This is a genomic window from Modestobacter excelsi (assembly GCF_005930495.1).
GTDB classification, from domain to species: domain Bacteria; phylum Actinomycetota; class Actinomycetes; order Mycobacteriales; family Geodermatophilaceae; genus Modestobacter; species Modestobacter excelsi.
This window is the reverse complement of record NZ_SJEX01000006.1, coordinates 17,824-40,985: the sequence shown is the minus strand read 5'-3', so window position 1 is coordinate 40,985 and position 23,162 is coordinate 17,824. Positions and strand designations below refer to the sequence as shown.

Here is a 23,162-nt window from a genome sequence, read left to right as displayed (position 1 = left end):
CCGCTCCGGCGTAGAGTCGGCGGCACCCCCACGTCTCGGAGGACCCCATGAACCTCGGCCCCGCGGAGATCGGCCTGATCATCCTGGCCATCCTGCTGCTGTTCGGCTACAAGAAGCTGCCGGACGCCTCGCGGTCGCTCGGTCGGTCGCTGCGGATCTTCAAGGGCGAGATGAAGGGCATGAAGGACGACGACGTCCGCGCCAAGGACGAGGCGCGCACCACGCCGGTCACCGGCACGGTCGTCACCCCGAGCCCGACCGCCGCCCCGACCGCGGTGGACTACGAGGCCGAGGCCCGCGCCATGGAGGCCCGGGCCGCCGAGGCCCGGGCACGTGCCGAGCAGGCCCGCGCGTCGTCGGCCGTGACCGACACCTCGCACTGACCCGTCCGCCGAGCTCCCGCCCGTGACCATGGCAGCGCGTCCGCGGGACCGCCGGCCGCGGCGGCCCGAGCGGGACGCCGCGGCGACGATGACGCTCGTCGGTCACCTCCGCGAGCTGCGAAACCGGGTGGGCATCGCGCTGCTGTTCGTGCTCGTCGGCACCGCGGTCGCCTTCTGGTGGTACGAGCACGGCCTGGGTGACTTCATCCGGGCGCCGTACTGCAACCTGCCCGACGACCTGCGCTACAACGAGGCCGACGGCAGCTGCGGCCTGCTGGTGACCAACGTCTTCGGCGGGGCGCTGATCCGGTTGAAGATCTCCTTCATCGCCGGCATCGTGCTGTCCGCGCCGTGCTGGCTCTACCAGATCTGGGCGTTCATCACCCCGGGGCTCAAGCGCAACGAGAAGCGCTACGGCGTCTCCTTCGTCGCCGTCTCCACGGTGCTGTTCGCCCTCGGCGCCGCCTTGGCCTACATCTCCCTGTCGGCGGGTCTGCGGCTGCTGCTCGGCCTGGCCGGCGACGGCGTGGTGGTCGCGCTGACCGCCGAGGACTACATCGGTTTCGTCATCTCGCTGCTGCTGGCCTTCGGGGTCAGCTTCGAGCTGCCGCTGATCGCCGTGGTGCTGAACCTGGTGGGGGTGCTCAGCCACGCGGTGCTGTCCAAGGCCCGGCGCTGGATCTACTTCCTCACCATCGTCTTCGCCGCGTTCATCACCCCCACGCAGGACCCCTTCACCATGCTGCTGATGGCCGGGCCGATGTGCGTGCTGTTCGAGCTCGCCATCCAGGTGGCCCGGGTCGTGGACAAGCGGCGGGCCAAGCGGGAGGCGGCGCTGGGGCTGCAGGGCCTGGACGACGACGAGGCCTCACCGCTGGACGCCGCCCCCAGCCCGCTGGACACCCGGCCGAGCGCGCTGGACGAGCCGGCCCGCACCCAGCGCTGAGCCGAGCCGCGTGCCGCAGCCGGAGGTGGCCGTCCTGGTCAACGCCCGGGCCGGCCGGGGCCGCGGCGCCCGCGCCACCGCCTCCGTCGTCGCGGCGCTCACCGCCGCCGGGGTGCGCCCCCGGCTGCTGACGACCGCCGACCGGGACGACGCGGAACGGCGGACCGCCGCTGCCGTGGCCGACGGCGTCGCCGCGGTGGCCGCCCTCGGTGGGGACGGCGCCGCGCACGCCGCGCTGCAGGCGGTCGCGGGCACCGGGACGCCGCTGGGCCTGCTCCCGGCCGGCACCGGCAACGACCTGGCGCTGGCCCTCGGGGTGCCGGCCGACCCGGCGGCGGCGGCCCGGGCGCTGGCCGAGGACCTGCACGCCGGCGTGGTCCGGCGGGTCGACGCCGCGCGCACCGGCGACCGCTGGTGGGCCACCGTGCTGTGCTGCGGCTTCGACTCCGCCGTCACCGACCGGGCGAACCGGCTGCGCTGGCCACGCGGCCCGCGCCGCTACGACGTGGCCATCCTCGCCGAGCTGGCGCGGCTCCGTCCCCGGGAGGTGGCGCTCACCGTCGACGGGGTGGGGAGCCGGCGGGAGGTGACGCTGGTCGCCGTCGGCAACACCGCCTGGTACGGCGGTGGGCTGAAGATCGCCCCAGGAGCCGACCCGGCCGACGGCCTGCTGGAGGTGGTCGTCGTCGGCCCGGTCGGCCGGCGGGAGCTGGTGCGCACCCGGCCGCGGCTGGCCGCCGGCACCCACGTCGACCACCCCGCGGTGACGGTGCTGCGCGGCCGGGAGGTCGCCCTGCACGGTGCCGGGCTGACCACCTACGCCGACGGCGAGCCGGTGTCCGCGCTGCCCGCGGTGTCGGTCTGCGTGCCCGGGGCCCTGACCGTGGTCGGGACCGGCCGCCGGTGCTGAAGGACCCCCCTCCCCTCACCGCTCGCACGCTCGGGGCGGGCCCCTGACGGGGGCCGGGCATACGGTGGGGGCATGTCCAGCCCGGCTGAGCGGTACGCGGCTGCCCGTCGGCGCACCGCACACCCCACCCTGTCGGACTTCACCGCCGAGCTCGGGTTCTCCCTCGACCCGTTCCAGGTCGAGGCGTGCGAGGCCCTGGAGCAGGGGTCCGGGGTGCTGGTCTGCGCCCCGACCGGCGCGGGCAAGACCGTGGTCGGTGAGTTCGCGGTGCACAAGGCCCTGCAGGAGGGGCGCAAGGCGTTCTACACGACGCCGATCAAGGCGCTGTCCAACCAGAAGTACAGCGACCTCTGCGATCGCTACGGCGCCGCCAAGGTCGGCCTGCTCACCGGCGACAACGCGATCAACGGGAACGCCCCGGTGGTGGTGATGACCACCGAGGTGCTGCGCAACATGCTCTACGCCGACGCCCCGGCGCTGACCGACCTCGGCTACGTCGTCATGGACGAGGTGCACTACCTGGCCGACCGGTTCCGCGGCGCGGTGTGGGAGGAGGTGATCATCCACCTCCCGCAGCACGTCCGGCTGGTGTCGCTGTCGGCCACGGTGAGCAACGCCGAGGAGTTCGCCGACTGGCTGGTCACCGTCCGCGGCGACACGAAGGTCGTGGTCAGCGAGGTCCGGCCCATCCCGCTGTGGCAGCACATGCTGGTGGGGGGCAGGGTGTTCGACCTGTTCGCGCTGCGGCCCGCGGCGCACGCGGGGGAGTGGGACCCGACCCCGCGCGGGCTGTCCACCCGCGAGCGGGGGCGGGCGGTGGTCGACCCCGAGCTCGTCCGCTACGTGCACGAGCAGGAGCGGCGGTACGACTCCTGGCACGGCGGCGGTGGCGCGGGGATCCGCGGGGGCGGCAACCGGCCCCGGTACCGGCCGCCGTCCCGGCCCGAGGTCATCGAGCGGCTGGACCGGGCCGGGTTGCTGCCGGCGATCACCTTCGTGTTCAGCCGCAACGGCTGCGACACCGCCGTGCACCAGTGCCTGGCGTCGGGGCTGCGGCTCACCGACGAGGTCGAGCGGTCGGCGATCGCCGAGGTGATCGACCGGCGCACCGGGTCGCTGCCGGAGGAGGACCTGCACGTCCTGGGCTTCTGGGAGTGGCGTGAGGGCCTGCTGGCCGGGTTCGCCGCGCACCACGCCGGTCTCGTCCCGGCTTTCAAGGAGACCGTCGAGGAGTGCTTCGTCCGCGGCCTGGTCAAGGCGGTGTTCGCCACCGAGACCCTGGCGCTGGGCATCAACATGCCCGCCCGCACCGTCGTCCTCGAGCGGCTGGTCAAGTGGAACGGTGAGGCGCACGCCGACGTGACGCCGGGGGAGTACACGCAGCTCACCGGGCGGGCCGGGCGCCGCGGCATCGACATCGAGGGGCACGCGGTCGTCGTCTGGGGGCCCGGGGTCGACCCGGCCGTCGTCGCCGGGCTCGCCAGCACCCGGACCTACCCGCTGCGGTCGTCGTTCCGGCCGAGCTACAACATGGCGGTCAACCTGGTCGGCGCGTTCGGCCGGGACCGCGCACGGGAGCTGCTGGCCTCCTCCTTCGCGCAGTTCCAGGCCGACCGGTCGATCGTCGGGCTGGCCCGGTCCGCGGCCCGGCACGAGGAGGACGCCGCCCGGCTGGCGAAGGAGATGAACGACGGGCTGAGCGCCGTGGTCCTCGACGTCGCCGGCTACGCCCGGCTGCGGATGGAGATCTCCGAGCGGGAGAAGGAGCTGTCCCGGGACTCCCAGGCCCGGCGCCGGGCGGACGCCGCGGAGTCGCTGGCCGCGCTGCGGGCCGGGGACGTCATCCGGGTGCCCAGCGGCCGGCGGCAGGGGCTGGCCGTCGTCCTGGACCCGGGGGTCACCGAGATCGCCGAGCCCCGGCCGCTGGTGCTCACCGAGGACAAGTGGGCGGGCCGGCTCGCCTCGGTGGACTTCCCCTCGCCGGTGACCGCGCTGGCGCGGGTGCGGGTGCCGAAGAACTTCAACCACCGCAGCCCGCACGCCCGGCGCGACCTCGCCGCCACGCTGCGCACCGCCCGGGTGGAGAACGATCTCGGCGCGCGGCGCAGCAAGGGCCGCTCGGCCGCCGCCGACGACCCGGTGCTCGCCGACCTCCGGCACGCGCTGCGCGGCCACCCGGTGCACGCGCTGCCCGACCGGGAGGAGCGGGTGCGCGCGGCCGACCGGTGGTTGCGCGAGGTGCGCGACGCCGAACGGCTGCAACGGCAGATGGCCGACCGCACCGGGTCGCTGACCCGCCAGTTCGACCGCACCTGCGACGTCCTGCAGGAGCTGGGCTACCTGGTGCCGGCCGCGGTGCTGCCCGTCGAGGTCCCCGAGGACGGTGTGCCACCGGAGCAGTCGCCGGTGGTCACCGACGCCGGTCGCCGGCTGAGCCGGATCTGGTCGGAGACCGACCTGCTCACCGCCGAGTGCGTCCGCGCCGGGGTCTTCCGCGGGCTCAACGCCGCCGAGCTGGCCGGCTGCGTCTCCGCGCTGGTGTTCGAGGCCCGCCGGGAGGGACCGGGGACGCCGTCCGTGCCGGCCGGCAAGGTCGCCGGTGCACTCGCCGAGATGCGCCGGGTGCAGCTGCGGCTGGCCGACGTCGAGCGGGAGCACGAGGTGCCGGTGACCCGGGAGCTGGACCTGGGCTTCGTCTGGGCGGCCTACCGGTGGGCCGACGGTCAGACCCTGGACCGGGTGCTGGCCGGGGCGGAGCAGGCCGGCACCGAGCTGTCCGGTGGTGACTTCGTGCGGTGGGCGCGGCAGCTGATCGACCTGCTCGACCAGCTGGCCAAGGTCGCCGACGAGCCGTTGGCCGGGACCGCCCGCGCGGCGGTGGGCCGGGTGCGCCGCGGCGTGGTGGCGGTGGCGGTCAGCGGCTGACCGCCGGCCTCCCGGTCATGGCGCCCCGGACGCCACGGGGCCATGGGACACAATCGCCGCACCCGTGCCCGGGAACCGGGCACCGCACCGAGGAGCGACGATGAGCCAGCCGCCGCAGGGCGAGGACCCACAGCAGGACGGCGGGGCGCAGCCCGGCTGGGGGCCGCCGTCCGGGCAGCACGGCGGCGGGTACGGCCAGCAGGGCGGCTACGGCGGCCAGTACGGGCAGCCGGGTCAGCCCGGGCAGGGCGGCGGCTGGGGGCCACCGAGCCAGTACGGCGCCCCCGGCCCGTACGGCGGCCCCACCGGCCAGCCCTACGGGCCGCCGGCGCAGTACGGGCAGCCCGGCCAGTACGGCGGACCGCCCGGCTGGGGGCAGCCGTCCGGCCAGTACGGCGGCTGGGAGCAGCCGCCGCCACCGGCCCGCCGCACCCGGCGCTTCGGGCTGCTCTTCGGGCTGCTGGTCCTCGCCCTGCTCATCGGCCTGGCGTTCACCCTGCCGGCGCGGCTGGGCGGCACCCGGCTGGACCCCGACGCGGTGGCCCGGGACGTCGCCGCGCAGTACCAGGAGCGCGAGGGCGTGGCCCTGGACCTGTCCTGCGACCAGACGATGACCGTCGCGGACGGCCGGACCTACGAGTGCGACGGGACGACCGCCGACGGCGACCCGGTCACCATCACCCTCACCCTGTCCGGCACCGACGGGGACTACACCTGGTCCGACGGCTGACCCCGGTCAGCGGCCGGGCCAGCCCAGCGCCGAGCCCAGCCGGCGCACCGAGGACTCCAGCCCGTGCGCCTCGGCCAGCGCGTCCAGCGCATCCGGGTCGGCGGGGCGGCGGGGCAGGGCGCCGTCCACCGGCGGCAGGTCGATGGTGGTGACCACGGCGACGACCTCCGGGGCGGCGTCCAGGTAGGCGTCCGCCGCGTGAAGCTTCCTCAGCAGCGCCGCGGTCAGCGGCGGCCTCGGGACGACGGTGCGCGCGACCGCATCCCGGATGCCGGCCAGCGAGCCGAACTCGTTGATCAGCGTGGCCGCGGTCTTCTCCCCGACGCCGGCCACCCCGGGCAGCCCGTCGCTGGGGTCACCGCGCAGCACCGCGAAGTCGGCGTAGGCGCGGCCGGGGATGCCGTACTTGGCCGCCACCGCGGCCTCGTCGACGAACTCCAGGTCGTTGATGCCGCGGTTGGTGTAGAGCACCCGGACGCCACGGTCGTCGTCGACCAGCTGGAACAGGTCCCGGTCCCCGGTGACGACGTCGACCGGCCCGCGGGCCCGGGTGGCCAGCGTGCCGATCACGTCGTCGGCCTCGTACCCCGGCGCCCCGACCCGGGTCAGGCCGGCGGCGGCGAGCACCTCGACCAGCACCGGCACCTGCGGGCCCAGCTCGTCGGGGACCTCCTCGCCGCCGGCCTCCGCGACCCGGTGCGCCTTGTAGCTGGGCAGCGCGGCCACCCGGAAGGCCGGCCGCCAGTCGTCGTCCCAGCAGGCGACGAGCCGGTCGGGGGAGTGGGCGACGACCAGCCGCGCGGTCATGTCCAGGAAGCCGCGGACGGCGTTGATCGGCCGGCCGTCGGGGCTGGTGACGCTGGTGGGCACCCCGAAGAAGGCGCGGAAGTACAGGCTCGCGGCGTCCAGCAGCATGGTCGTCACGGCCAGACCGTAACGGGCCGGCATCGACCGGCGGTGGCCTCCGCGCCGCTGGATAGTCTGCGCAGGTGGCAGCCGCATCCCCTCCCTCCCCGCTGGTGTCCGTCGACCGGGTGTACGCCGCACGTGCGGTGGCCGACGAGCTCGGCGTCGACGTCCTCGTGGTCACCCCCGGGTCGGACCTGCGCTGGCTCTGCGGGTACGCCGCGCACGCGATGGAGCGGCTGACTGCGCTGGCCGTCCCGCGCCGCGGTGAGCCGCTGCTCGTGGTGCCCCGTCTGGAGGCGCCGATGGTCGAGGCGTCCCCCGCCGGGGCGCTCGGTCTGGAGCTGCTCGCCTGGGACGAGACCGACGACCCGTTCGCGCTGCTGGCCTCGGCGCTGCGGGCCCGGCTGGGCAGTGCGCCCACCCGGGTGGCGGTCGGCAACCGCAGCTGGGCCGAGCACGCGCTGGGCATCCAGCGGGCGCTGCCGGGCTCGGTGCTGGAGCTTGCCGCGCCGGTGGTCGACCGGCTGCGGATGGTGAAGACACCGAACGAGGTCGAGGAGCTCGCCCGCGCCGCCGCGGCGATCGACCGGGTGCACGCCCGGATGGCGGAGTGGCTGCGGGTCGGGCGCACCGAGGCCGAGGTCGGGGCCGACATCGCGGCGGCCATCCTCGCCGAGGGGCACGTGGCGGTGGACTTCACCATCGTGGGCTCGGGCCCGAACGGGGCCAGCCCGCACCACGAGCTCTCCGACCGCGTGGTCCGGGCCGGGGACATGGTGGTCGTCGACATCGGCGGGGAGACCGCCACCGGCTACCGGTCGGACTGCACCCGCACCTACCTGGTCGGCGGGGTGGCCGCCCGCGGCCTGCTCGAGTGGTACGGGGTGCTCCAGCGGGCGCAGGCCGCGGCCACGGCCGCGGTGCGGCCCGGGGTCACCTGCGCGCAGGTCGACGCCGCGGCCCGCGAGGTGATCACCGACGCCGGGTGGGGCGGGCAGTTCATCCACCGGACCGGGCACGGCATCGGCCTGGACACCCACGAGGCGCCCTACGTGGTGGCGGGCAACGACCTGCCGCTCGAGCCGGGGATGGCCTTCTCGGTCGAACCGGGCATCTACCTGGCGGGCCGCTACGGCGCCCGCATCGAGGACATCGTGGTCTGCACCGACGACGGTGTCCGGTCACTGAACAGGGGCAGCCGTGAGCTCGTCGAACTCCCCGGCTGACCCGTCCGGCGCCGGGGCGCCCGCACCGGCCCCGGACGTCGACCGCGCCCTGCTGAGCGCGCTGGCCCGGGACGGGCGGGCCAGCTTCACCGACCTGGCCGAGCGGGTGGGGCTGTCGGTCTCCGCGGTGCACCAGCGGGTGCGCCGGCTGGAGCAGCGCGGCCTGATCACCGGGTACGCCGCGCAGCTGGACGCCAAGGGCCTGGGGCTGCCGCTGACCGCCTTCGTGTCGATCACCCCGATCGACGTCGCCCAGCCCGACGACGCACCGGCCCGGCTGGCGCACCTGCCGGCGATCGAGGCGTGCCACTCGGTCGCCGGCGCGGAGAGCTACATCCTCAAGGTGCGGGTGGCCTCACCGGACGCGCTCGAGGTCCTGCTGCACGAGATCCGGGTCGCCGCCAACGTCACCACCCGGACGACGGTCGTGCTGTCCACCTTCTACGAGGACCGCCCACCGGTCTGAGCCGTGCCGGTGCGGCTGGACACCGGCTCGAACATGTGTTCGGATCGGGCCATGCGATGGGACGCGCAACGGCTCGACCTCGCCGAGCCCGAGACGCTGCCCGGCCTGCCCACCGTCCGGGGGCTGCTGCGCAGCGTCGAGGTGCCGGAGTTCCCCGGCCTGACGTTCCACGAGGTGCGGGCCAAGAGCGCGCTCAACGCGGTGCCCAAGGGCTCGGCCATGCCGTTCGGTCACACCATCAACACCTTCCGGGGCTGCTCCCATGCGTGCGTGTACTGCGTGAGCGGCGACACCGCGGTGCTGCTGGCCGACGGGAGGCAGCGGGCGATCGCCGACCTCCGGGTGGGCGACCGGATCGTCGGCACCGAGCAGCGGGGGAGCTACCGCCACTACGTCGGGACCGAGGTGCTCGCGCACTGGTCGACGGTCAAGCCGGCGCACCGCGTCCGGTTGGCCGACGGGACGACGATCGTGGCCAGCGGCGACCACCGCTTCCTGACCGGACGCGGTTGGAAGCACGTCACCGGGATCCGGGAGGGGCGTCCGTACCTGAGCGTGGGTGACGAACTCGCGGGTTCCGGTGCGTCGCTCACTGACACCTCAGGAGGCTCGCGGGGAGGGGACGCGCGAGAGCGCGGACCCGTCGCCGTCCTCGAACGGCGTCCCGTGCCCGTGGGAGCGCTCGTTCGTGGCGGACCGGAGCTCTCCGTCACGGCCGTCGACGACCTCGCCGCCGAGATGCCGATGTTCGACATCACCACGGGCACCGGCGACTTCATCGCCAACGGGGTGGTGAGCCACAACTGCTTCGCCCGGGGCACGCACGAGTGGCTGGAGCTGGACAGCGGGCAGGACTTCGACCAGCAGATCGTCGTCAAGACCAACGTGGTCGAGGTGCTGCGCCGGGAGCTGGCCCGGCCGAGCTGGAACCGCGAGCACGTCGCCCTCGGCACGAACACCGACCCCTACCAGCGGGCCGAGGGCCGGTACCGGTTGATGCCCGGCGTCATCGACGCGCTGGCCCGGTCCGGCACGCCGTTCTCCGTCCTCTCCAAGGGCACGCTGGCCCGCCGGGACCTGCCGCTGCTGGCCGCCGCGTCCCGCGACGTGCCGATCGGCATGGGCGTCTCGATGGCCATCTGGGACGACGACCTGCACGCCGCCCTGGAGCCGGGCGCGCCCACCCCGCGGGCCCGGCTGGACCTGGTCCGGGCGATCACCGACGCCGGGCTGCCGTGCGGGGTGTTCCTCGCCCCGGTCCTGCCGGGCCTGACCGACGGCCGGCAGCACCTGGCGGCCGCGATCGGGGCCATCGCCGAGGCGGGCGCGACCGGGGTCACGGTGCTCCCGCTGCACCTGCGGCCCGGTGCCCGGGAGTGGTTCACCAGCTGGCTGGCCCGCGAGCACCCCGGCCTGGTCGGCCGGTACAGGCAGCTCTACGGCCGCGGCGCCTACGTCCCCGCCGAGTACCGCAGCTGGCTGGCCGGCCGGGTGGCACCGCTGCTCGCCGCGCACGGGCTCGACCGGCACAGCGGCGGCACCACCCGGGGGCTGAGCGGCCCCACCGGTGCCCCGGCCGGCTCGGACACCGGGCTGCCCGGCGACGAGACCGCGGGCTTCCCGGTGGGCAGCCTCCCGGTGCGGCTGACCGACCCGGTCGCGCCGGCGCCGGAGCAGGCGGAACAGCTCTCCCTGTGCTGACCGGCGCGGTCAGCCCCCCGCCAACCGGGCGGCCCGGCTGACGCTGCGCTTGGCGCGCACCGCACCGCGGGGTGCCACCGGCGACGTCCCGGCGGCCAGCGCCAGCCGCCGGTAGGAGTCGTAGGAGAGGGTGAGGTAGACTGCAGCCAGGGCCTCGACCTCCTCCCGCCGGCCGGGCGGGGCCGTGACCTGCATCGCGGTGGCGGTCCGGACGGCGTGCTTGGCGAAGGTGACCTGCAGCGCCTGGGTGGACAGCTGCCCGCCCACGCGCGAGTTGACCCCCGGGCCGCGGCGCAACGCCGGCAGCACCCACGGGCTGGCCGCCAGGCTCGGGAACCGGTTCCGCACTGCCTCCCAGGCGTGCCAGGCGGTGAGGGCACCGGGCACCGACCACTCGCCGTCCTCCGTGGAGATCAGCAACCGCCGGGACGTGGCGTGCACCTGGTCGCGGCGGAGGTTGCGGAACTGCCCGACGGTCCCCGGCCAGCCCAGGGCGAGGGAGCACCAGGCCACCGTGCGCAGGTGCTCGGGGGCGTCGCTGCGGATCCGGGTGAGCTCCCGTAGGTCGAGGGTCAGCGGGTCCGGCTCCGGGGTCCGGGGCTGGGCGAGCTCGATCCCGCCGTAGCGCGCCACCTTGGTGTACAGGGCGACGGTGGCCGGCTTCCAGTCCCGCGCGGCGGCCACGGGGTCGAGCCCGGTGTCGGCCAGGGCATCGGGGCCGAGGTCCTGCTCCAGGGCGGCCTCGACCAGCCGGCGCCACTGCGCCTCGTACCGCCGGGGTGGCGTGATGCGTGCCCAGGCACGAGCCGCAGGAGGAGTCGGCATGTCCGGCAGCGCACGCTGCCACCCACTCGTCATGCGGCCATCATACAGCCGTTATCCCCAACAATCGAGAAAAATCCACGGTGGAGACGAACGTAGGAAACCGAAGCGCCCTCCGGGCGCAGGAGCAGCGACGCAGGGACCTCTCTCTCCACATCGGCAGTCGAGCGCTCGACCGTGACCGCCGCCGACCCACCTCGACGGAGGGACGGGACCTCAGCGGTACACGTGCGGGAAGCGCAGGTACTCGGCGACCTGCGCGGGCTCGTGACCGAGCAGGAGGACGGCCTGCCGGTCCGCGGCCAGTCGGCGGAGCATGTGCGCCGACACCCGCGCGGCCGCCGGGTCCATGTGCCCGTCCCAGTTGTCCAGCTTGTAGCTGGCGGCGAGGTGCACCGCGTCGCCGGACAGGATCACCGTCCCGGTCTCGGGCAGGGTGAGCACCACCGACTGGTGGCCCGGCACGTGCCCGGGAGTGGGCAGCACCTCCACGCCGGGCAGCACCTCCACCTGGCCGTCCACCAGCTCGTAGTGCAGCTCGGGCAGGTTCCAGTACTGGTTGGGGAACGACGGGTGCCCGTCGGCGAACTCGTACTGCTCGCGCTGCACGACGATCGTGGCGTCGGGGAAGAGGGAGTTGTTCCCGGCGTGGTCGAAGTGCAGGTGCGTGTTGATCACGACGTCGACGTCGGCGGGCGTGAGACCGGCCTCGGCGAGCCGGCTGACGAGGTCGTCGGCGGGCTCCATGGCCGGCGTGATGATCTCCGCGGCCGGTGACCCGCCGAAGGTGAGGTCCGGGTTGCCGATGTGGTCCCGGCTCATGCCCGTGTCGACCAGCACCCGCCGGCCGTCGTCGAGGGTCACCAGGTAGCCGGAGACCGGCACCGGGGTCATCGCCGCGTCCTCGTGCCCCGGGGTCAGCACGGCGCCGGCGCAGACGCAGTCGCCCAGCGGGAGGATGGTCATCTCCACGTGGCCCCTCCTCTCGTGGGTCGCCGTCCGGTCGGGTCTGGGAGACCGTAGGTCCTCCACGACGCGCCCGTCCGGTCGCGTCGGGACGACGTGCGCCGGAGGTCCCCATCGACGCCATCCAGGGCCTGCGCGCCCACCTGCGCGGCACCCGTCCCAGCCTCGGCGGCTGGGCGAACCTCCGGGAGCCGCGGACCGCCCACGCGATGGCGGCCGCGGGGCTGGACTGGGTCGGCATCGACCAGCAGCACGGGTGGAACGCCGGGCACGACTGCACCGACCTGGTCGCCGCCGTGCGCGCGGGCGGTGCCCACGCCCTGGTCCGGGTCGCCTGGAACCGGCCGGAGGAGATCGGCCGGGTGCTCGACGCCGGCGCCGAGGGGGTGGTCGTCCCCATGGTCGAGTCGGCGGAGGAGGCCCGGGCCGCGGTCGCCGCGGTGCGCTACGCCCCGGAGGGGCGCCGCAGCTGGGCGGCGGCCCGCACCCCGTACACGTCGGCGCCTCCGGACCCCTCCGCCGCCAACGCCTCGACCGCGTGCCTGGTGATGGTCGAGTCGCCCGCGGCGGTGGACCTGGTCGCGGAGATCGCCGCCGTGGCGGGCGTCGACGGTGTCTTCCTCGGTCCCTTCGACCTGTCCCTCGCCCTGGGCGTGCCGCTCCCGGAGCTCCTGGCCGACCGGAGCGACGGCTCCGCACTCCGCCGCGTCGTCGCGGCGTGCGCCGAGAACGGCATCGCGGCCGCCGCCTACGGCGGCACCCCCGCCCGTGCCCAGCTGCTCCGCGAGCACGGGTTCACGGTGCTGGCCGTCGGCGCCGACGACGCGCTGTTCGCCGACGCCAGCGCCGCACTGGTCGCGCAGGCCCGCGCGATGGGCTGACCCCGGCGGACAGGACCTGGGAGCACCGGGACGCCGCCCGCAGCAGGGTTGGTTAGGGTCCCGGCATGTACACCGCACGCTGGGGCGACGTCGCCCGCCGGGACCTGTTCGGGCCGCACCCTGACCCGCGCGACCGGCCGTACCACGGTGTCATCCGGCTGGCGCTGATCATCTTCCGGCTGTTCCGCTTCCGGTTCGACGTGCGCGGCCAGACGCACGTGCCGGCCTCGGGCGGGGCGATCATCTGCAGCAACCACGTCAGCTTCCTCGACTTCACCTTCCTCGGGCTGGCGGCGCTGCCGCAGCACCGGATGGTGCGGTTCATGGCCAAGGCCTCCGTGTTCTCCAACCGGTTCTCCGGGCCGTTCATGCGGGCCATGCACCACATCCCGGTCGACCGCGCGGCCGGCGCTGCCGCCTTCGACTCCGCGGTGCGCGCGCTCAAGGACGGTCAGGTCGTCGGCGTCTTCCCCGAGGCGACGATCAGCACCTCGTTCACCGTCAAGGACCTCAAGGCCGGGGCGGCCCGGATGGCCGTCCAGGCCGGCGTGCCGATCCTCCCGGCCGCGGTGTGGGGCGGGCACCGGATCGCCACCAAGGCCCATGACGTCGTGCTGCGCCGCGACGTCGCGGTGACCGTGCTCATCGGTGAGCCGATCGTCCCCGAACCGGGGGAGAAGGCGCAGGCCCTGCTGCGTCGCACCCGGGTGGCGATGGAGGCCTTGCTGGACGAGGCCCAGCGCACCTATCCCGACCAGCCGGCCGGGGACGACGACCGCTGGTGGCTGCCGGCGCACCTGGGCGGCACCGCGCCGACCCCGGAGGAGGCCTCCGCGAGGGACAACGCCTACGCCGCCGGCCACAAGATGACCAGCACCCGCACACCGCCGCTGGTGCAGGTCAGGAAGCTCCTCGCCCGCCGCCGCTGAGACCGGCCGGCCCCGCCGCGGTCCGCGGACCCACGAGCTGCCGCTCGTACGTGCGGTGCCACCAGGCGCCGGTGGCCCGGCGCTCGGCCCGGGTGGTGAACCGGTACCGGTAGAGCAGCACCCGGACGGCGGCCGGGCGGTCGGACCCGAACGGCGCCGACCGCAGCAGCCGCAGCGTGGCCCGGTCGGCGTCCAGCAGCCGGTCCAGGAACGTCGTCAGCCACGACCGGCCGTAGGCCGGGGACAGCGCGACGAACCACATCAGCCAGTCCAGCCGCAGGTGGTAGGGCGCCCACTGCGGGGGACGGCGGCGGACGTCGCCGGGCTTGCCGCGGAACTCGTACTCGCGCCAGACCGTGTCCGGGCCGGGGTGCGGGTCGTCGGTGGCCTCCACCACCAGCTCACGCCGCACCCGGGTCACCGAGCCGAAGGCGCCGTAGCTGTTGACCAGCCGCAGCGGGTCGAAGCTGGTGTTCATCCGCTGGTCGGGGGACAGCAGGTTGCGCACCGGCCCGACGCTCAGCACCGCCACCACCACGGCCAGGACGATGACGGTGCCGGTGAACCAGGTGGGGGAGGACAGCTCGTCCGGCCGGTCGACGGGCAGGACGGCGGCCAGCCAGCGCCCGTCGAGCACCGACAGGCCCAGGACCAGGGTCAGCGCGTTGAGCCAGGCGAAGTTGCCGCTGATCAGCAGGTAGCCCTGGGTGACCACCATGACGGCCGCGGCTCCCCCGGCGACCGGCTGCGGGAGCAGCAGCCCGAAGACGACGACCAGCTGGGTGGCGTGGTTGGCCAGTGTCTCGACCTTGTGCAGCCGCGGGCTGAGCCGGTGGAACCACCAGCTCAGCGGGTTGGGCATCGGCTGGGTCTCGTGGTGGTACGCCAGGCAGGTCAGGTCCCGCCAGCACCGGTCGCCCCGCATCTTGATCAACCCGGCGCCGAACTCCAGCCGGAACAGCAGCCAGCGCAGCGCCCACATGCCCAGCGTCGGCGGGGCGACGTGCGCCGGGCCGAGGAAGACGGTGAGGAACCCGGCCTCCAGCAGCAGGGTCTCCCAGCCGAAGCCGTACCAGATCTGCCCGACGTTGACCATCGACAGGTAGAGGCTCCACAGCACCAGCCAGAGGAGGATCCACCCGACCACCGGCAGCCGGTCGGCCAGGCCGGCCAGCGCGGTCGCGGACAGCACGATCCCGACCCAGCAGCAGCCGGCGAAGAACCGGTCCGACCAGTGCAGGTGGAAGAGGCTCGGCGCCCTCCGCCACGGCACGCGCTCGAGGAAGCGCGGGACCGGGGTGAGCCCGTGCGTGCCGATCAGGGCCCGGCCCTGACGCAACGCGGCGACGAAGGCGATGAGGTAGACCAGGGCGATGCCGCGGGTGAACAGCCAGCGGCCGAGCCAGGCGCCCGGGTCGGCGAACCAGTCCACGCGGCTGCCCTCCCGTGCTCAGTCGTCGGGGGCGTCGAGCCGGAACGCCTCCAGCTCGCGGCCGTACCAGCGGCTCGTGCGGCCCAACGGGCGCATGCCGAGCCTGCGGCAGACCGCCAGGGAGGGCTCGTTGCCGGGGCGGACGACGGCGTAGACCTCCAGCAGCCCGTCGTCGAAGGCCCGGTCGACCACGGCGCCGGCCGCCTCGGTGGCGTAGCCGCGACCCCAGCTGTCCGGGTGCAGGTGCCAGCCGACCTCGACCTCACCGACACCGTCCGGCAGCGGCTTGAGCAGCACGGTGCCGGCCGGCGCGCCGCCGTCCAGCAGGTCGATCGCCCAGCAGCCGTGGACGGCGTTGAGCTCGTGCACCAGCCGCCAGCGCTCGACCAGCTCCACCGGGGGCACCGTCGGCGGACCGCCCAGCCAGCGGGTCACCTCGTCGCGGCTGTAGATGTCGGCCAGCCGGGCGAGGTCGGCGTCCTCCGCCGTCCACGCCCGCAACCGCAGCCGGCCGGTGCAGAGCAGTTCCACCCCGGGGGACCTACCGCCGTCCCGAGCCCCGGAAACCCTGGCCGGGTTTGGATCAGGTGACCTGATCAAGGGGCGTCCTCCCGCACCAGCGTTGGTGCGGGAGGACGGCCTGTGATCAGGTCACCTGATCACTGCCCCCGGCCGTCAGCCCACCGGCTCGAGCACCGGCGTCCGCTGGGCGGCCCACCACGCCCGGCCCTCGGCGGGCAGCGTGTGGATCGGGTCGTAGTAGGCGTAGCGGCGGTCCAGCGCGGCCTCGTCGGTGCGCTCGATGCCGGTGCGGTAGTTCTTCGTCCAGTAGCTGATGCCGCGCTCGCGGTCGTACTCGGCGACCTGGTGCACCCAGCGCTTGCCGACGTAGGGCACGTCGCAGACGATCCGCGGCGTGGCGAAACCGGGCAGGTAGCCCATGATGTCGTGCTGCAGGGTCTGCGCGGTGGCCAGCGGGACCCGCCAGTGCTCGGCGCTGGGGATCATGTCGCACATGTAGAAGTAGTAGGGCGTGATCGAGGCGCCGTCCAGGAGCGCGAAGCACAGGTCCAGCAGCTGACCGGCGGTGGCGTTGACCCCCTCGAGCAGCACCCCCTGGTTGCGCACGTCGCGCACCCCGGCGGCCAGCAGCCCGCGGGTCGCCTCGGCCACCAGCGGCGTCACCGACTGCGCGGTGTTGACGTGGGTGTGCACGGCGAGGGAGACGCCGCGGGCCCGGGCGGTGGCCGCCAGCCGGCCCATCCCCTCGACCACCTCGGGCTGCAGCCAGTGCTGCGGCAGCCCCATCAGCGCCTTGGTCGCCAGCCGGATGTCGCGTACCGACTCGATCTCCAGCAGCCCGGCGACGAACGCCTCCAGGCTCCGGAACGGCAGGTTGGCGACGTCGCCGCCGGAGACGACGACGTCCCGGACGCCGGGGGTGGCGCGCAGGTAGGCCAGCATCGCCCCCTGCCGGTCCACCGGCTTGAGGTCGAACCTCAGCTTCGGGACGGCGGGGGTCGAGTTGCCCACCAGGTCCATCCGGGTGCAGTGACCGCAGTACTGCGGGCAGGTCGACAGCAGCTCGGCGAGCACCTTGGTCGGGTAGCGGTGGGTCAGCCCCTCGACCGCCCACATCTCGTGCTCGTGCAGCGAGTCCCGGGCGGCGTAGGGGTGGCTGCCGGCCGCGCCGGGCAGCCGGTCGGAGGCCACCGGGAGCATGTACCGGCGCACCGGGTCGGCCAGCATCGCCGCGGTCGTCGGCACCGCTGCCGGCACCATGGTGTTGAGCATCTGCGGGGGCAGCAGCAGCGACATGGTCGCCCGCCCGGCCTGGTCGGCCTCGACGTCGGCGTAGAAGGACTCGTCGAGCAGGTCGCCGTACACCCCGCGGAGCTGCCGCACGTTCTTCACGCAGTGCGACCGCTGCCACTGGGCGCTGCGCCAGTCCTCCTCGGTCACCGCGGCGAAGCCGGGCAGCCGACGCCAGTCGGGCTCGACGAGCTCGCGCGCGGTGTACTCGTAGGGCTGCTCCAGCACGAGGGTCCTCCCAGACGTCGGTGACTCGGCGACTGTACGGGAGGATCTCACGCACAGGGCTCGATTGACGATAGGTTCTCCGGTGTAGTGCCGGGATCGACGGAAGGAGAGCGTTCGTGCTCACTGCGCTGCAGCGCAGCCTCGGGGTGCACCGGGTGCTCGAGCCGATCGGCGTGCTGCCCCAGGCGGCCACCCGGCTCGACCCGGACCCGCAGCTGGCCCCGGACGAGGTGCGGATCGCCGTCCGCCGGCTCAACCTGGACGCCGCCTCCTACCGGCAGCTGTCGGAGGAGCACGCCGGGGACGGCGAGGCGGTGCGGGCAGCGGTGCTCGGCATCGTGGAGACCCGCGGCAAGATGCACAACCCGGTCACCGGGTCCGGCGGCATGCTGATCGGCGTCGTCGACGAGGTCGGCCCGGACTCCCCGCTGGGGCTCCAGCCCGGCCAGCGGGTGGCCAGCCTCGTATCGCTGACGCTGACACCGCTGCGGATCACCGACGGGCTCGCCGGCTGGGACGGCCGCAGCGAGCAGGTGCCGGCCACCGGTACCGCCGTGCTGTTCGCCCGGTCGATCGCCGCGGTGCTCCCCGACGACCTCCCCGAGGAGGTCGCGCTGGCGGTGCTGGACGTGTGCGGCGCCCCGGCGGCCACCGAGCGCGTGGTCCACCGTGCGGGGCACCGGCCCTCGGTCGCCGTCCTGGGTGCCGCCGGCAAGTCCGGTTGCCTGAGCCTCGCCGCCGCCCGCGACGCCCGCGCCGGCCGGCTGACCGGGGTGGTCCGCGACCGCCGGGAGGCCGACGCGCTGCGCTCGGCCGGGCTGGCCGACATCGTCGTGGTCGCCGACGCCACCGACCCGCTGGCGGTGGCCGAGGCGATCGGGGAGCCGGTCGACGTCACGGTGGTCTGCGTCGACGTGCCGGGCGCGGAGCACGGGGCGGTCCTGGCGACGGCCGACGGCGGCACCGTGGTCTTCTTCTCCATGGCCACGTCGTTCTCGGCGGCGGCCCTCGGTGCGGAGGGGATGGCGGCGGACGTGACGATGCTGGTGGGCAACGGCTACACGCCGGGGCACGCGGCCCTGGCGATGGACCTGTACCGGCGCTCGCCGGGCGTGAGGTCCCTGATCGACCCCCGGGTGCGCGCGTGACCTCCCTGCTGGTCCGGGACGTGACCGTGGGGGACCGGCCCGGGCAGGCGGTGCACGTCGTCGACGGGCGGATCGCCTGGCTCGGCGCGGCCGCCGACGCGCCGTCGGCCACGCGCACCGTGGACGGCGGGCATGCGCTGCTGACGCCGGCGTTCGTCGACGCCCACGTGCACGCCACCGCCACCGGGCTGTCGCTGACCGGGCTGGCCCTCCACGGCGCGGACAGCCTCCGCTCCGCCGTCGCCCGGGTCGCCGAGCACGCCACCGCCGCGCCGACCGGGACGGTGCTGGGCACCGGCTGGGACGAGACGGCCTGGCCCGAGCGCCGCGGGCTCACCCGGCACGACCTGGACACCGTGGTGGGGACGCGACCGGCCTACCTGGCCCGGGTCGACGTGCACTCCGCAACGGTCTCGACCGCCCTGCTGGACCGGGTCCCGGGCATCACCGAGCTGCCCGGCTACAGCCCCGACGGCCGGCTGCGGCTGGACGCCCACCACGCCGTCCGGCGGGCCGCCTACGGCTCGGTGCCGGCCGACCAGCGCCGGGCCGCGCAGCGCGCCACCCTGACCGCAGCGGCATCGCTGGGCATCGGCAGCGTGCACGAGATGGCCGGACCGGAGGTGTCCAGCGCCGAGGACCTCGCCGGGCTGCTCGAGCTGGCGGCCGAGGGCCCGGGGCCGCGGGTGGTCGGCTACTGGGGGGAGCTGTCCGAGCGCGGCGGGCTGGACGTCGTCCGCGAGCTGCGGCTGGCCGGCGCCGGTGGCGACCTGTTCTGCGACGGCGCCTTCGGCTCGCACACGGCCGCGCTGTCCACCCCCTACGCCGACCGCCCGGAGACCACCGGCAACCTGCGGTTCGACACCGCCGTGCTGGTCGAGCACCTGCGGGCCTGCACCCGGGCGCAGCTGCAGGCCGGGTTCCACGTCATCGGGGACGCCGCGGTCGACCAGGTGCTCGCCGCGGTCGGCGTGGTCGCCGAGGAGCTGGGCCGGGACGCCGTCCGGGCCTGCCGGCACCGGCTCGAGCACGTGGAGATGGTCAGCGACGAGGCGATCGACCGGCTGCGCCGCTGGGGGATGGTGGCCAGCGTCCAGCCGGCCTTCGACGCGGCCTGGGGCGGGGCGACCGGCATGTACGCCGAGCGGCTGGGTGTCGACAGGGCCGCCGGGTGCAACCCGCTGGCCGACCTCGTGGACGCCGGGGTCGCGGTGGCCCTGGGCAGCGACGCCCCGGTCACCCCGCTGGACCCGTGGGGCGGGGTGCACGCCGCCGTCGACCACACCACGCCGGGCTCGGGCATGCGCCCGTTCGACGCCTTCGACGCTGCCACCCACGGCGGGTGGGTCGCCGCCCGCGCCGAGCACCCGGACGGCCCGCTGTCGGTGGGCGCCCCGGCGGACCTCGCGCTGTGGGCGACCCCCGGCACGCTGTCCGCCGTCCTCGCCGGGCGGCTGCGCCCTCCCTGCCGGCAGCTGATCGTCGCCGGGAACCCGATCGGAGAGTTGACGTGACCCACCCTGACAGGGCTTCCGGTGCCGAGAGCCCGGTGCATGCGGTACCGAGCGCCCGGAGGACGACGCGGTGAGCGTGCTGGAGCTGGACGGTGAGCTGGTGCGCCGGGCGCGGGAGCTGGCTGCGCGGGCGGCGGCGCCGGTGGTCGACCTGGCCCGGACCCACACCACGGTCTCGGTGGAACGGGCGGTGCTGCGGCTGGCCGGGCTGACCGGCACCGACCCGGTGCTCGGGGACGGCGAGGTGCCCTGGGTGAACCGGGTCGTCGACGCCGTCCGGGAGCAGGTGGGGCTGGAGCACGGCGTGGCGCTGCCGGTCTGGCACGCCCTGCGGGACGGCGGGGACCTGCACGGCCTCGCCGAGCAGGTGGGCGCAGGCACCGCCCGGTTCAGCATCCCGGCCGACCCGGAGCCCGCCCGCATGGCCGCTCGTGCCGCCGTCGCCACCGGGATGGCCCGGATCGACGCCAACCGCGCCCGCCGGGACGAGCTGGTCGCGCTGCACGGGGACCCGCCCCGCCGTCCGTGGATCTACCTGATCGTGGCCACCGGCGACATCTACGAGGACATCCCGCAGGCCCAGGCCGCCGCCCGGGCCGGCGCCGACGTCATCGCCGTCATCCGGTCGACCGGTCAGTCGCTGCTGGACTACGTGCCCGAGGGTGCGACCCGCACCGGGTACGCCGGCACCTACGCCACCGGGGAGAACTTCCGGCTGATGCGGGCCGCGCTGGACGAGGTCAGCGCCGAGCTGGGCCGCTACGTCCGGCTCACCAACTACGCGTCCGGGCTGTGCATGCCGGAGATCGCCGTCCTGGCCGGGCTGGAGCGGCTGGACATGATGCTCAACGACGCGATGTACGGAATCCTCTTCCGCGACATCAACCCGCGGCGCACCTTCGTCGACCAACGGTTCAGCCGGATGGTGCACGCCCGTGCCGGGATCATCATCAACACCGGCGAGGACAACTACCTCACCACCGCCGACGCCGTCGACGAGGCGCACACCGTCACCGTCAGCCAGCTGCTCAACGAGACCCTCGCCCACGAGGCCGGCCTGGCGGACTGGCAGCTCGGCCTGGGCCACGCGTTCGAGATCAACCCCGCCGTGCCCGAGTCCTTCCGGCTGGAGCTCGCGCACGCGCTGCTGGCCCGCGGCCTGTTCCCCGACGCGCCGCTGAAGTGGATGCCGCCGACCAAGCACATGACCGGCGACGTCTTCGGCGGCTACCTGCTCGACGGGTTCTTCAACCTGGCCGGGGCGCTCACCGGGCAGGGCATCCTGCTGGTCGGGATGATGACCGAGGCCGTCGTCACCCCGTGGCTGTCCGACCGGGACCTGGCGCTGCGCAACGTCCGGTACGTGCTGGAGGCCGCCGGCAACCTGCATGAGGACTTCCGGCCGCAGCCCGGCGGGTTCATCGACCGCCGCGCGCACACCGTGCTGACCGAGGCCGTGCAGCTGCTGGAGCGGATCGCCGACCACTCGCAGGGGCTGATCCAGGCGATCGCCGACGGCACGTTCGGGATCACCAAACGGTCCCCGGACGGCGGCAAGGGCCTGGACGGCGTCGCCCGGCTCGCCGCGGACGCCTACAACCCGGCGCTGGAGCTGCTGGGGGGTGTCCGTGTCTGACGGGACGGTGATCCGGCCCTACGGGGACACCACCGGCGACGGGATGGTGCAGACGTCGTTCACCCTGCCCGTGCCGCCCGGCCCCAGGGCCGAGGGCGCCGCGCTGCAGCTGGCCAACAAGATGGGCATCGAGCCGGCGATGGTGGTGCACAGCCACGGCATCGGGGAGCAGTTCACCTTCTTCGTCGTCTACGGCAGCGTGCGGCACCTGGTGGACCTGGACGCCGTGCACGTGGAGGAGCGCGCCTACCCGCTGCTCTCACCCGGGGAGGTCAACGCCGCGATCAAGACCCGGCTGCGGCGGAGCCTGGTCGTCCTGGGGGCGTGCATCGGCACCGACGCGCACACCGTCGGCATCGACGCGATCCTCAACCTCAAGGGGTTCGCGGGGGAGAAGGGCCTGGAGTACTACCGGGAGATGCAGGTGGCCAACCTCGGCGCCCAGGTGAGCGTGCCGGAGCTGGTGCACGCCGCCCGGGCGCGGCGGGCCGACGCCGTGCTGGTCTCGCAGGTGGTCACCCAGAAGGACGCCCACCTGCGCAACACCCGCGAGCTGGCCGGTGCGTTCCGGGAGGCGATGGGAGAGGAGCGGCCGCTGCTGGTGGTCGGCGGCCCGCGCTTCGACCCGGCCATGGCCGCTGAGCTCGGCGTGGACAAGGTGTTCGGCCGGGGGACGACGCCCGGCGAGGTGGCCAGCTACCTGGTCGCCGCTCTCGTGCCCGCAGAGGAGCCTGCATGACCGACGACCCGAGGCTCGGCCTGACCGTCACCCACCGCCGGTACGTGCCCTACGCACACGCCCACTACGGCGGCGACCTGGTCGACGGGGCCTACACGCTGGGCCTGTTCGGTGACGTCGCCACCGAGCTGGCCATCCGGGCCGACGGCGACGAGGGGCTGCTCGCCGGCTACTCCTCGGTGTCCTTCCTCGCCCCCGTGCAGGCCGGCGACGTGCTGGAGGCCTCCTGCGAGGTGGTCCGCGTCGGCCGCCGCAGCCGGGAGCTGCGCTGCTGGGCCGAGGTCGTCGCCCGCGCCGACCCGGCGCGCGGCGCGTCGGCGGCCCGGGTGCTGGACCCGCCGCTGCGGGTGGTGGAGGCGACCGCGACCCTGGTCGTCCCCGCCGCCCGCTGAGGAGCCTCCGCCGCTCGCACGCTGGTGGGTCCCTGTACCGGGTCCACCGGTCGGTGCAGTCGCTGCATCTCGAACGGGTAACGGACCGCACCGCTGGTCACGACCGGCTCGGGGGTGCTCCCGCCTGCGGCCCGGGCTGCCGATGGTGATCTCGTTCCACACCCCGGGAGACCGGAGTGTGCTCCTCCTCGGCCCAGCCGCGCGCCGCCCCGGCGACGCCGGACGCCACGCCAGCCGGCGTCGTCCGCGCGTGCAGCCAGGTCGGGAGGAGCACCGGACCCGAGGGCGCACCTCCTGGCTCCCGTCGTCCGCCGTGTGCGGGGCCCCGCGTCACCAGACAACGGTGCAGTGGTCGCAGCCAGCGGCCGGTGCACCGGCCCGAAGGCGCGGGGTGCCCCGCACGGAGGCCGTCGGCCCACCCTGTGGAGTCGCGTCCACCCGCTCCACCGGGGGTGGGATGCTGGAGC

General features: G+C 74.8%; 21 protein-coding genes. 15 read left to right on the top strand and 6 right to left on the bottom strand.

Going from position 1 to position 23,162, the window contains the following annotated elements; translation table 11 throughout:
• Positions 1–47: 47 nt before the first annotated feature.
• The 5 genes from tatA to FHL80_RS03765 all read left to right on the top strand — a co-directional run bounded on the left by tatA (position 48) and on the right by FHL80_RS03765 (position 5,894).
• The gene (gene tatA / locus FHL80_RS03785) at positions 48–383 is read left to right on the top strand and encodes a Sec-independent protein translocase subunit TatA (RefSeq protein WP_138732118.1); all 336 of its coding nucleotides are present in this window, start codon (positions 48–50) and stop codon (positions 381–383) included.
• Positions 384–411: 28 nt separating this feature from the next.
• Positions 412–1,329, top strand: a complete 918-nt coding sequence (gene tatC / locus FHL80_RS03780) for a twin-arginine translocase subunit TatC (RefSeq protein ID WP_246078448.1) — start codon at positions 412–414, stop codon at positions 1,327–1,329.
• 10 nt (positions 1,330–1,339) lie between these two features.
• Positions 1,340–2,239 carry a diacylglycerol kinase family protein gene (locus tag FHL80_RS03775; protein ID WP_138732117.1) on the top strand — a complete coding sequence of 300 codons (900 nt, stop codon included), beginning with the start codon at positions 1,340–1,342 and terminating at the stop codon, positions 2,237–2,239.
• A 72-nt stretch (positions 2,240–2,311) separates the two neighbouring features.
• The gene (locus tag FHL80_RS03770; protein ID WP_138732116.1) at positions 2,312–5,164 is read left to right on the top strand and encodes a DEAD/DEAH box helicase; all 2,853 of its coding nucleotides are present in this window, start codon (positions 2,312–2,314) and stop codon (positions 5,162–5,164) included.
• Positions 5,165–5,264: 100 nt separating this feature from the next.
• Complete coding sequence (locus tag FHL80_RS03765) at positions 5,265–5,894, top strand: DUF4333 domain-containing protein (protein WP_138732115.1); 630 nt, start codon at positions 5,265–5,267, stop codon at positions 5,892–5,894.
• 6 nt (positions 5,895–5,900) lie between these two features.
• Here the strand turns inward: FHL80_RS03765 and FHL80_RS03760 are convergent, their stop codons facing one another.
• On the bottom strand, positions 5,901–6,809 hold the full coding sequence (locus tag FHL80_RS03760; protein ID WP_138732181.1) for a 5'-3' exonuclease: 909 nt from the start codon (positions 6,807–6,809) through the stop codon (positions 5,901–5,903).
• Positions 6,810–6,883: 74 nt separating this feature from the next.
• Here FHL80_RS03760 and FHL80_RS03755 point away from each other — a divergent pair, with 74 nt between their 5' ends.
• Genes FHL80_RS03755 through FHL80_RS03745 form a run of 3 tightly spaced genes read left to right on the top strand, consistent with a single transcriptional unit; the run spans position 6,884 to position 10,196 of the window.
• Positions 6,884–8,029 (top strand): M24 family metallopeptidase, encoded by a 1,146-nt coding sequence (locus FHL80_RS03755; RefSeq protein WP_246078443.1) that lies wholly within the window; start codon positions 6,884–6,886, stop codon positions 8,027–8,029.
• Positions 8,004–8,495, top strand: coding sequence for an Lrp/AsnC family transcriptional regulator (locus FHL80_RS03750; RefSeq protein ID WP_216870392.1), 492 nt, complete (start codon positions 8,004–8,006; stop codon positions 8,493–8,495). The genes FHL80_RS03755 and FHL80_RS03750 overlap by 26 nt, the downstream gene beginning before the upstream one ends.
• Positions 8,496–8,546: 51 nt before the next feature.
• Positions 8,547–10,196: an Rv2578c family radical SAM protein gene (locus FHL80_RS03745; RefSeq protein WP_138732114.1), complete on the top strand. Its 1,650-nt coding sequence runs from the start codon at positions 8,547–8,549 to the stop codon at positions 10,194–10,196.
• A gap of 9 nt (positions 10,197–10,205) precedes the next feature.
• On the opposite strand, the gene FHL80_RS03740 is transcribed toward FHL80_RS03745, so the two are convergent.
• Complete coding sequence (locus FHL80_RS03740) at positions 10,206–11,054, bottom strand: hypothetical protein (protein ID WP_138732113.1); 849 nt, start codon at positions 11,052–11,054, stop codon at positions 10,206–10,208.
• A gap of 180 nt (positions 11,055–11,234) precedes the next feature.
• Positions 11,235–11,984, bottom strand: coding sequence for an N-acyl homoserine lactonase family protein (locus tag FHL80_RS03735; RefSeq protein ID WP_246078447.1), 750 nt, complete (start codon positions 11,982–11,984; stop codon positions 11,235–11,237).
• A gap of 113 nt (positions 11,985–12,097) precedes the next feature.
• On the opposite strand from FHL80_RS03735, the gene FHL80_RS03730 reads away from it, so the two are divergent.
• Complete coding sequence (locus tag FHL80_RS03730; protein ID WP_342777312.1) at positions 12,098–12,865, top strand: HpcH/HpaI aldolase family protein; 768 nt, start codon at positions 12,098–12,100, stop codon at positions 12,863–12,865.
• Between the two features lie 65 nt (positions 12,866–12,930).
• Complete coding sequence (locus FHL80_RS03725) at positions 12,931–13,794, top strand: lysophospholipid acyltransferase family protein (RefSeq protein WP_138732110.1); 864 nt, start codon at positions 12,931–12,933, stop codon at positions 13,792–13,794.
• On the opposite strand, the gene FHL80_RS03720 is transcribed toward FHL80_RS03725, so the two are convergent.
• The 3 genes from FHL80_RS03720 to FHL80_RS03710 form a co-directional block, all read right to left on the bottom strand.
• Complete coding sequence (locus FHL80_RS03720) at positions 13,766–15,226, bottom strand: lipase maturation factor family protein (RefSeq protein ID WP_138732109.1); 1,461 nt, start codon at positions 15,224–15,226, stop codon at positions 13,766–13,768. The two genes, FHL80_RS03725 and FHL80_RS03720, sit on opposite strands and share 29 nt — an antisense overlap.
• A gap of 18 nt (positions 15,227–15,244) precedes the next feature.
• Positions 15,245–15,757 carry a GNAT family N-acetyltransferase gene (locus tag FHL80_RS03715; protein WP_138732108.1) on the bottom strand — a complete coding sequence of 171 codons (513 nt, stop codon included), beginning with the start codon at positions 15,755–15,757 and terminating at the stop codon, positions 15,245–15,247.
• A 144-nt stretch (positions 15,758–15,901) separates the two neighbouring features.
• Complete coding sequence (locus FHL80_RS03710) at positions 15,902–17,266, bottom strand: KamA family radical SAM protein (RefSeq protein ID WP_138732107.1); 1,365 nt, start codon at positions 17,264–17,266, stop codon at positions 15,902–15,904.
• Positions 17,267–17,382: 116 nt separating this feature from the next.
• Here FHL80_RS03710 and kdd point away from each other — a divergent pair, with 116 nt between their 5' ends.
• The 5 genes from kdd (at position 17,383) to kal (ending at position 22,695) form a co-directional block, all read left to right on the top strand.
• Entirely contained in the window at positions 17,383–18,414 is a 1,032-nt protein-coding gene (gene kdd / locus FHL80_RS03705) for an L-erythro-3,5-diaminohexanoate dehydrogenase (protein WP_216870391.1), read from the top strand.
• Positions 18,411–19,928, top strand: coding sequence for an amidohydrolase (locus tag FHL80_RS03700; protein ID WP_138732106.1), 1,518 nt, complete (start codon positions 18,411–18,413; stop codon positions 19,926–19,928). Before kdd ends, FHL80_RS03700 begins: the two co-directional genes overlap by 4 nt.
• 70 nt (positions 19,929–19,998) lie before the next feature.
• Positions 19,999–21,564: a lysine 5,6-aminomutase subunit alpha gene (gene kamD / locus FHL80_RS03695; protein ID WP_138732105.1), complete on the top strand. Its 1,566-nt coding sequence runs from the start codon at positions 19,999–20,001 to the stop codon at positions 21,562–21,564.
• On the top strand, positions 21,551–22,303 hold the full coding sequence (gene kamE / locus FHL80_RS03690; protein WP_246078442.1) for a lysine 5,6-aminomutase subunit beta: 753 nt from the start codon (positions 21,551–21,553) through the stop codon (positions 22,301–22,303). Before kamD ends, kamE begins: the two co-directional genes overlap by 14 nt.
• Positions 22,300–22,695: a 3-aminobutyryl-CoA ammonia lyase gene (gene kal, locus FHL80_RS03685; protein ID WP_138732104.1), complete on the top strand. Its 396-nt coding sequence runs from the start codon at positions 22,300–22,302 to the stop codon at positions 22,693–22,695. The genes kamE and kal overlap by 4 nt, the downstream gene beginning before the upstream one ends.
• The last annotated feature ends 467 nt before the right edge of the window (positions 22,696–23,162 follow it).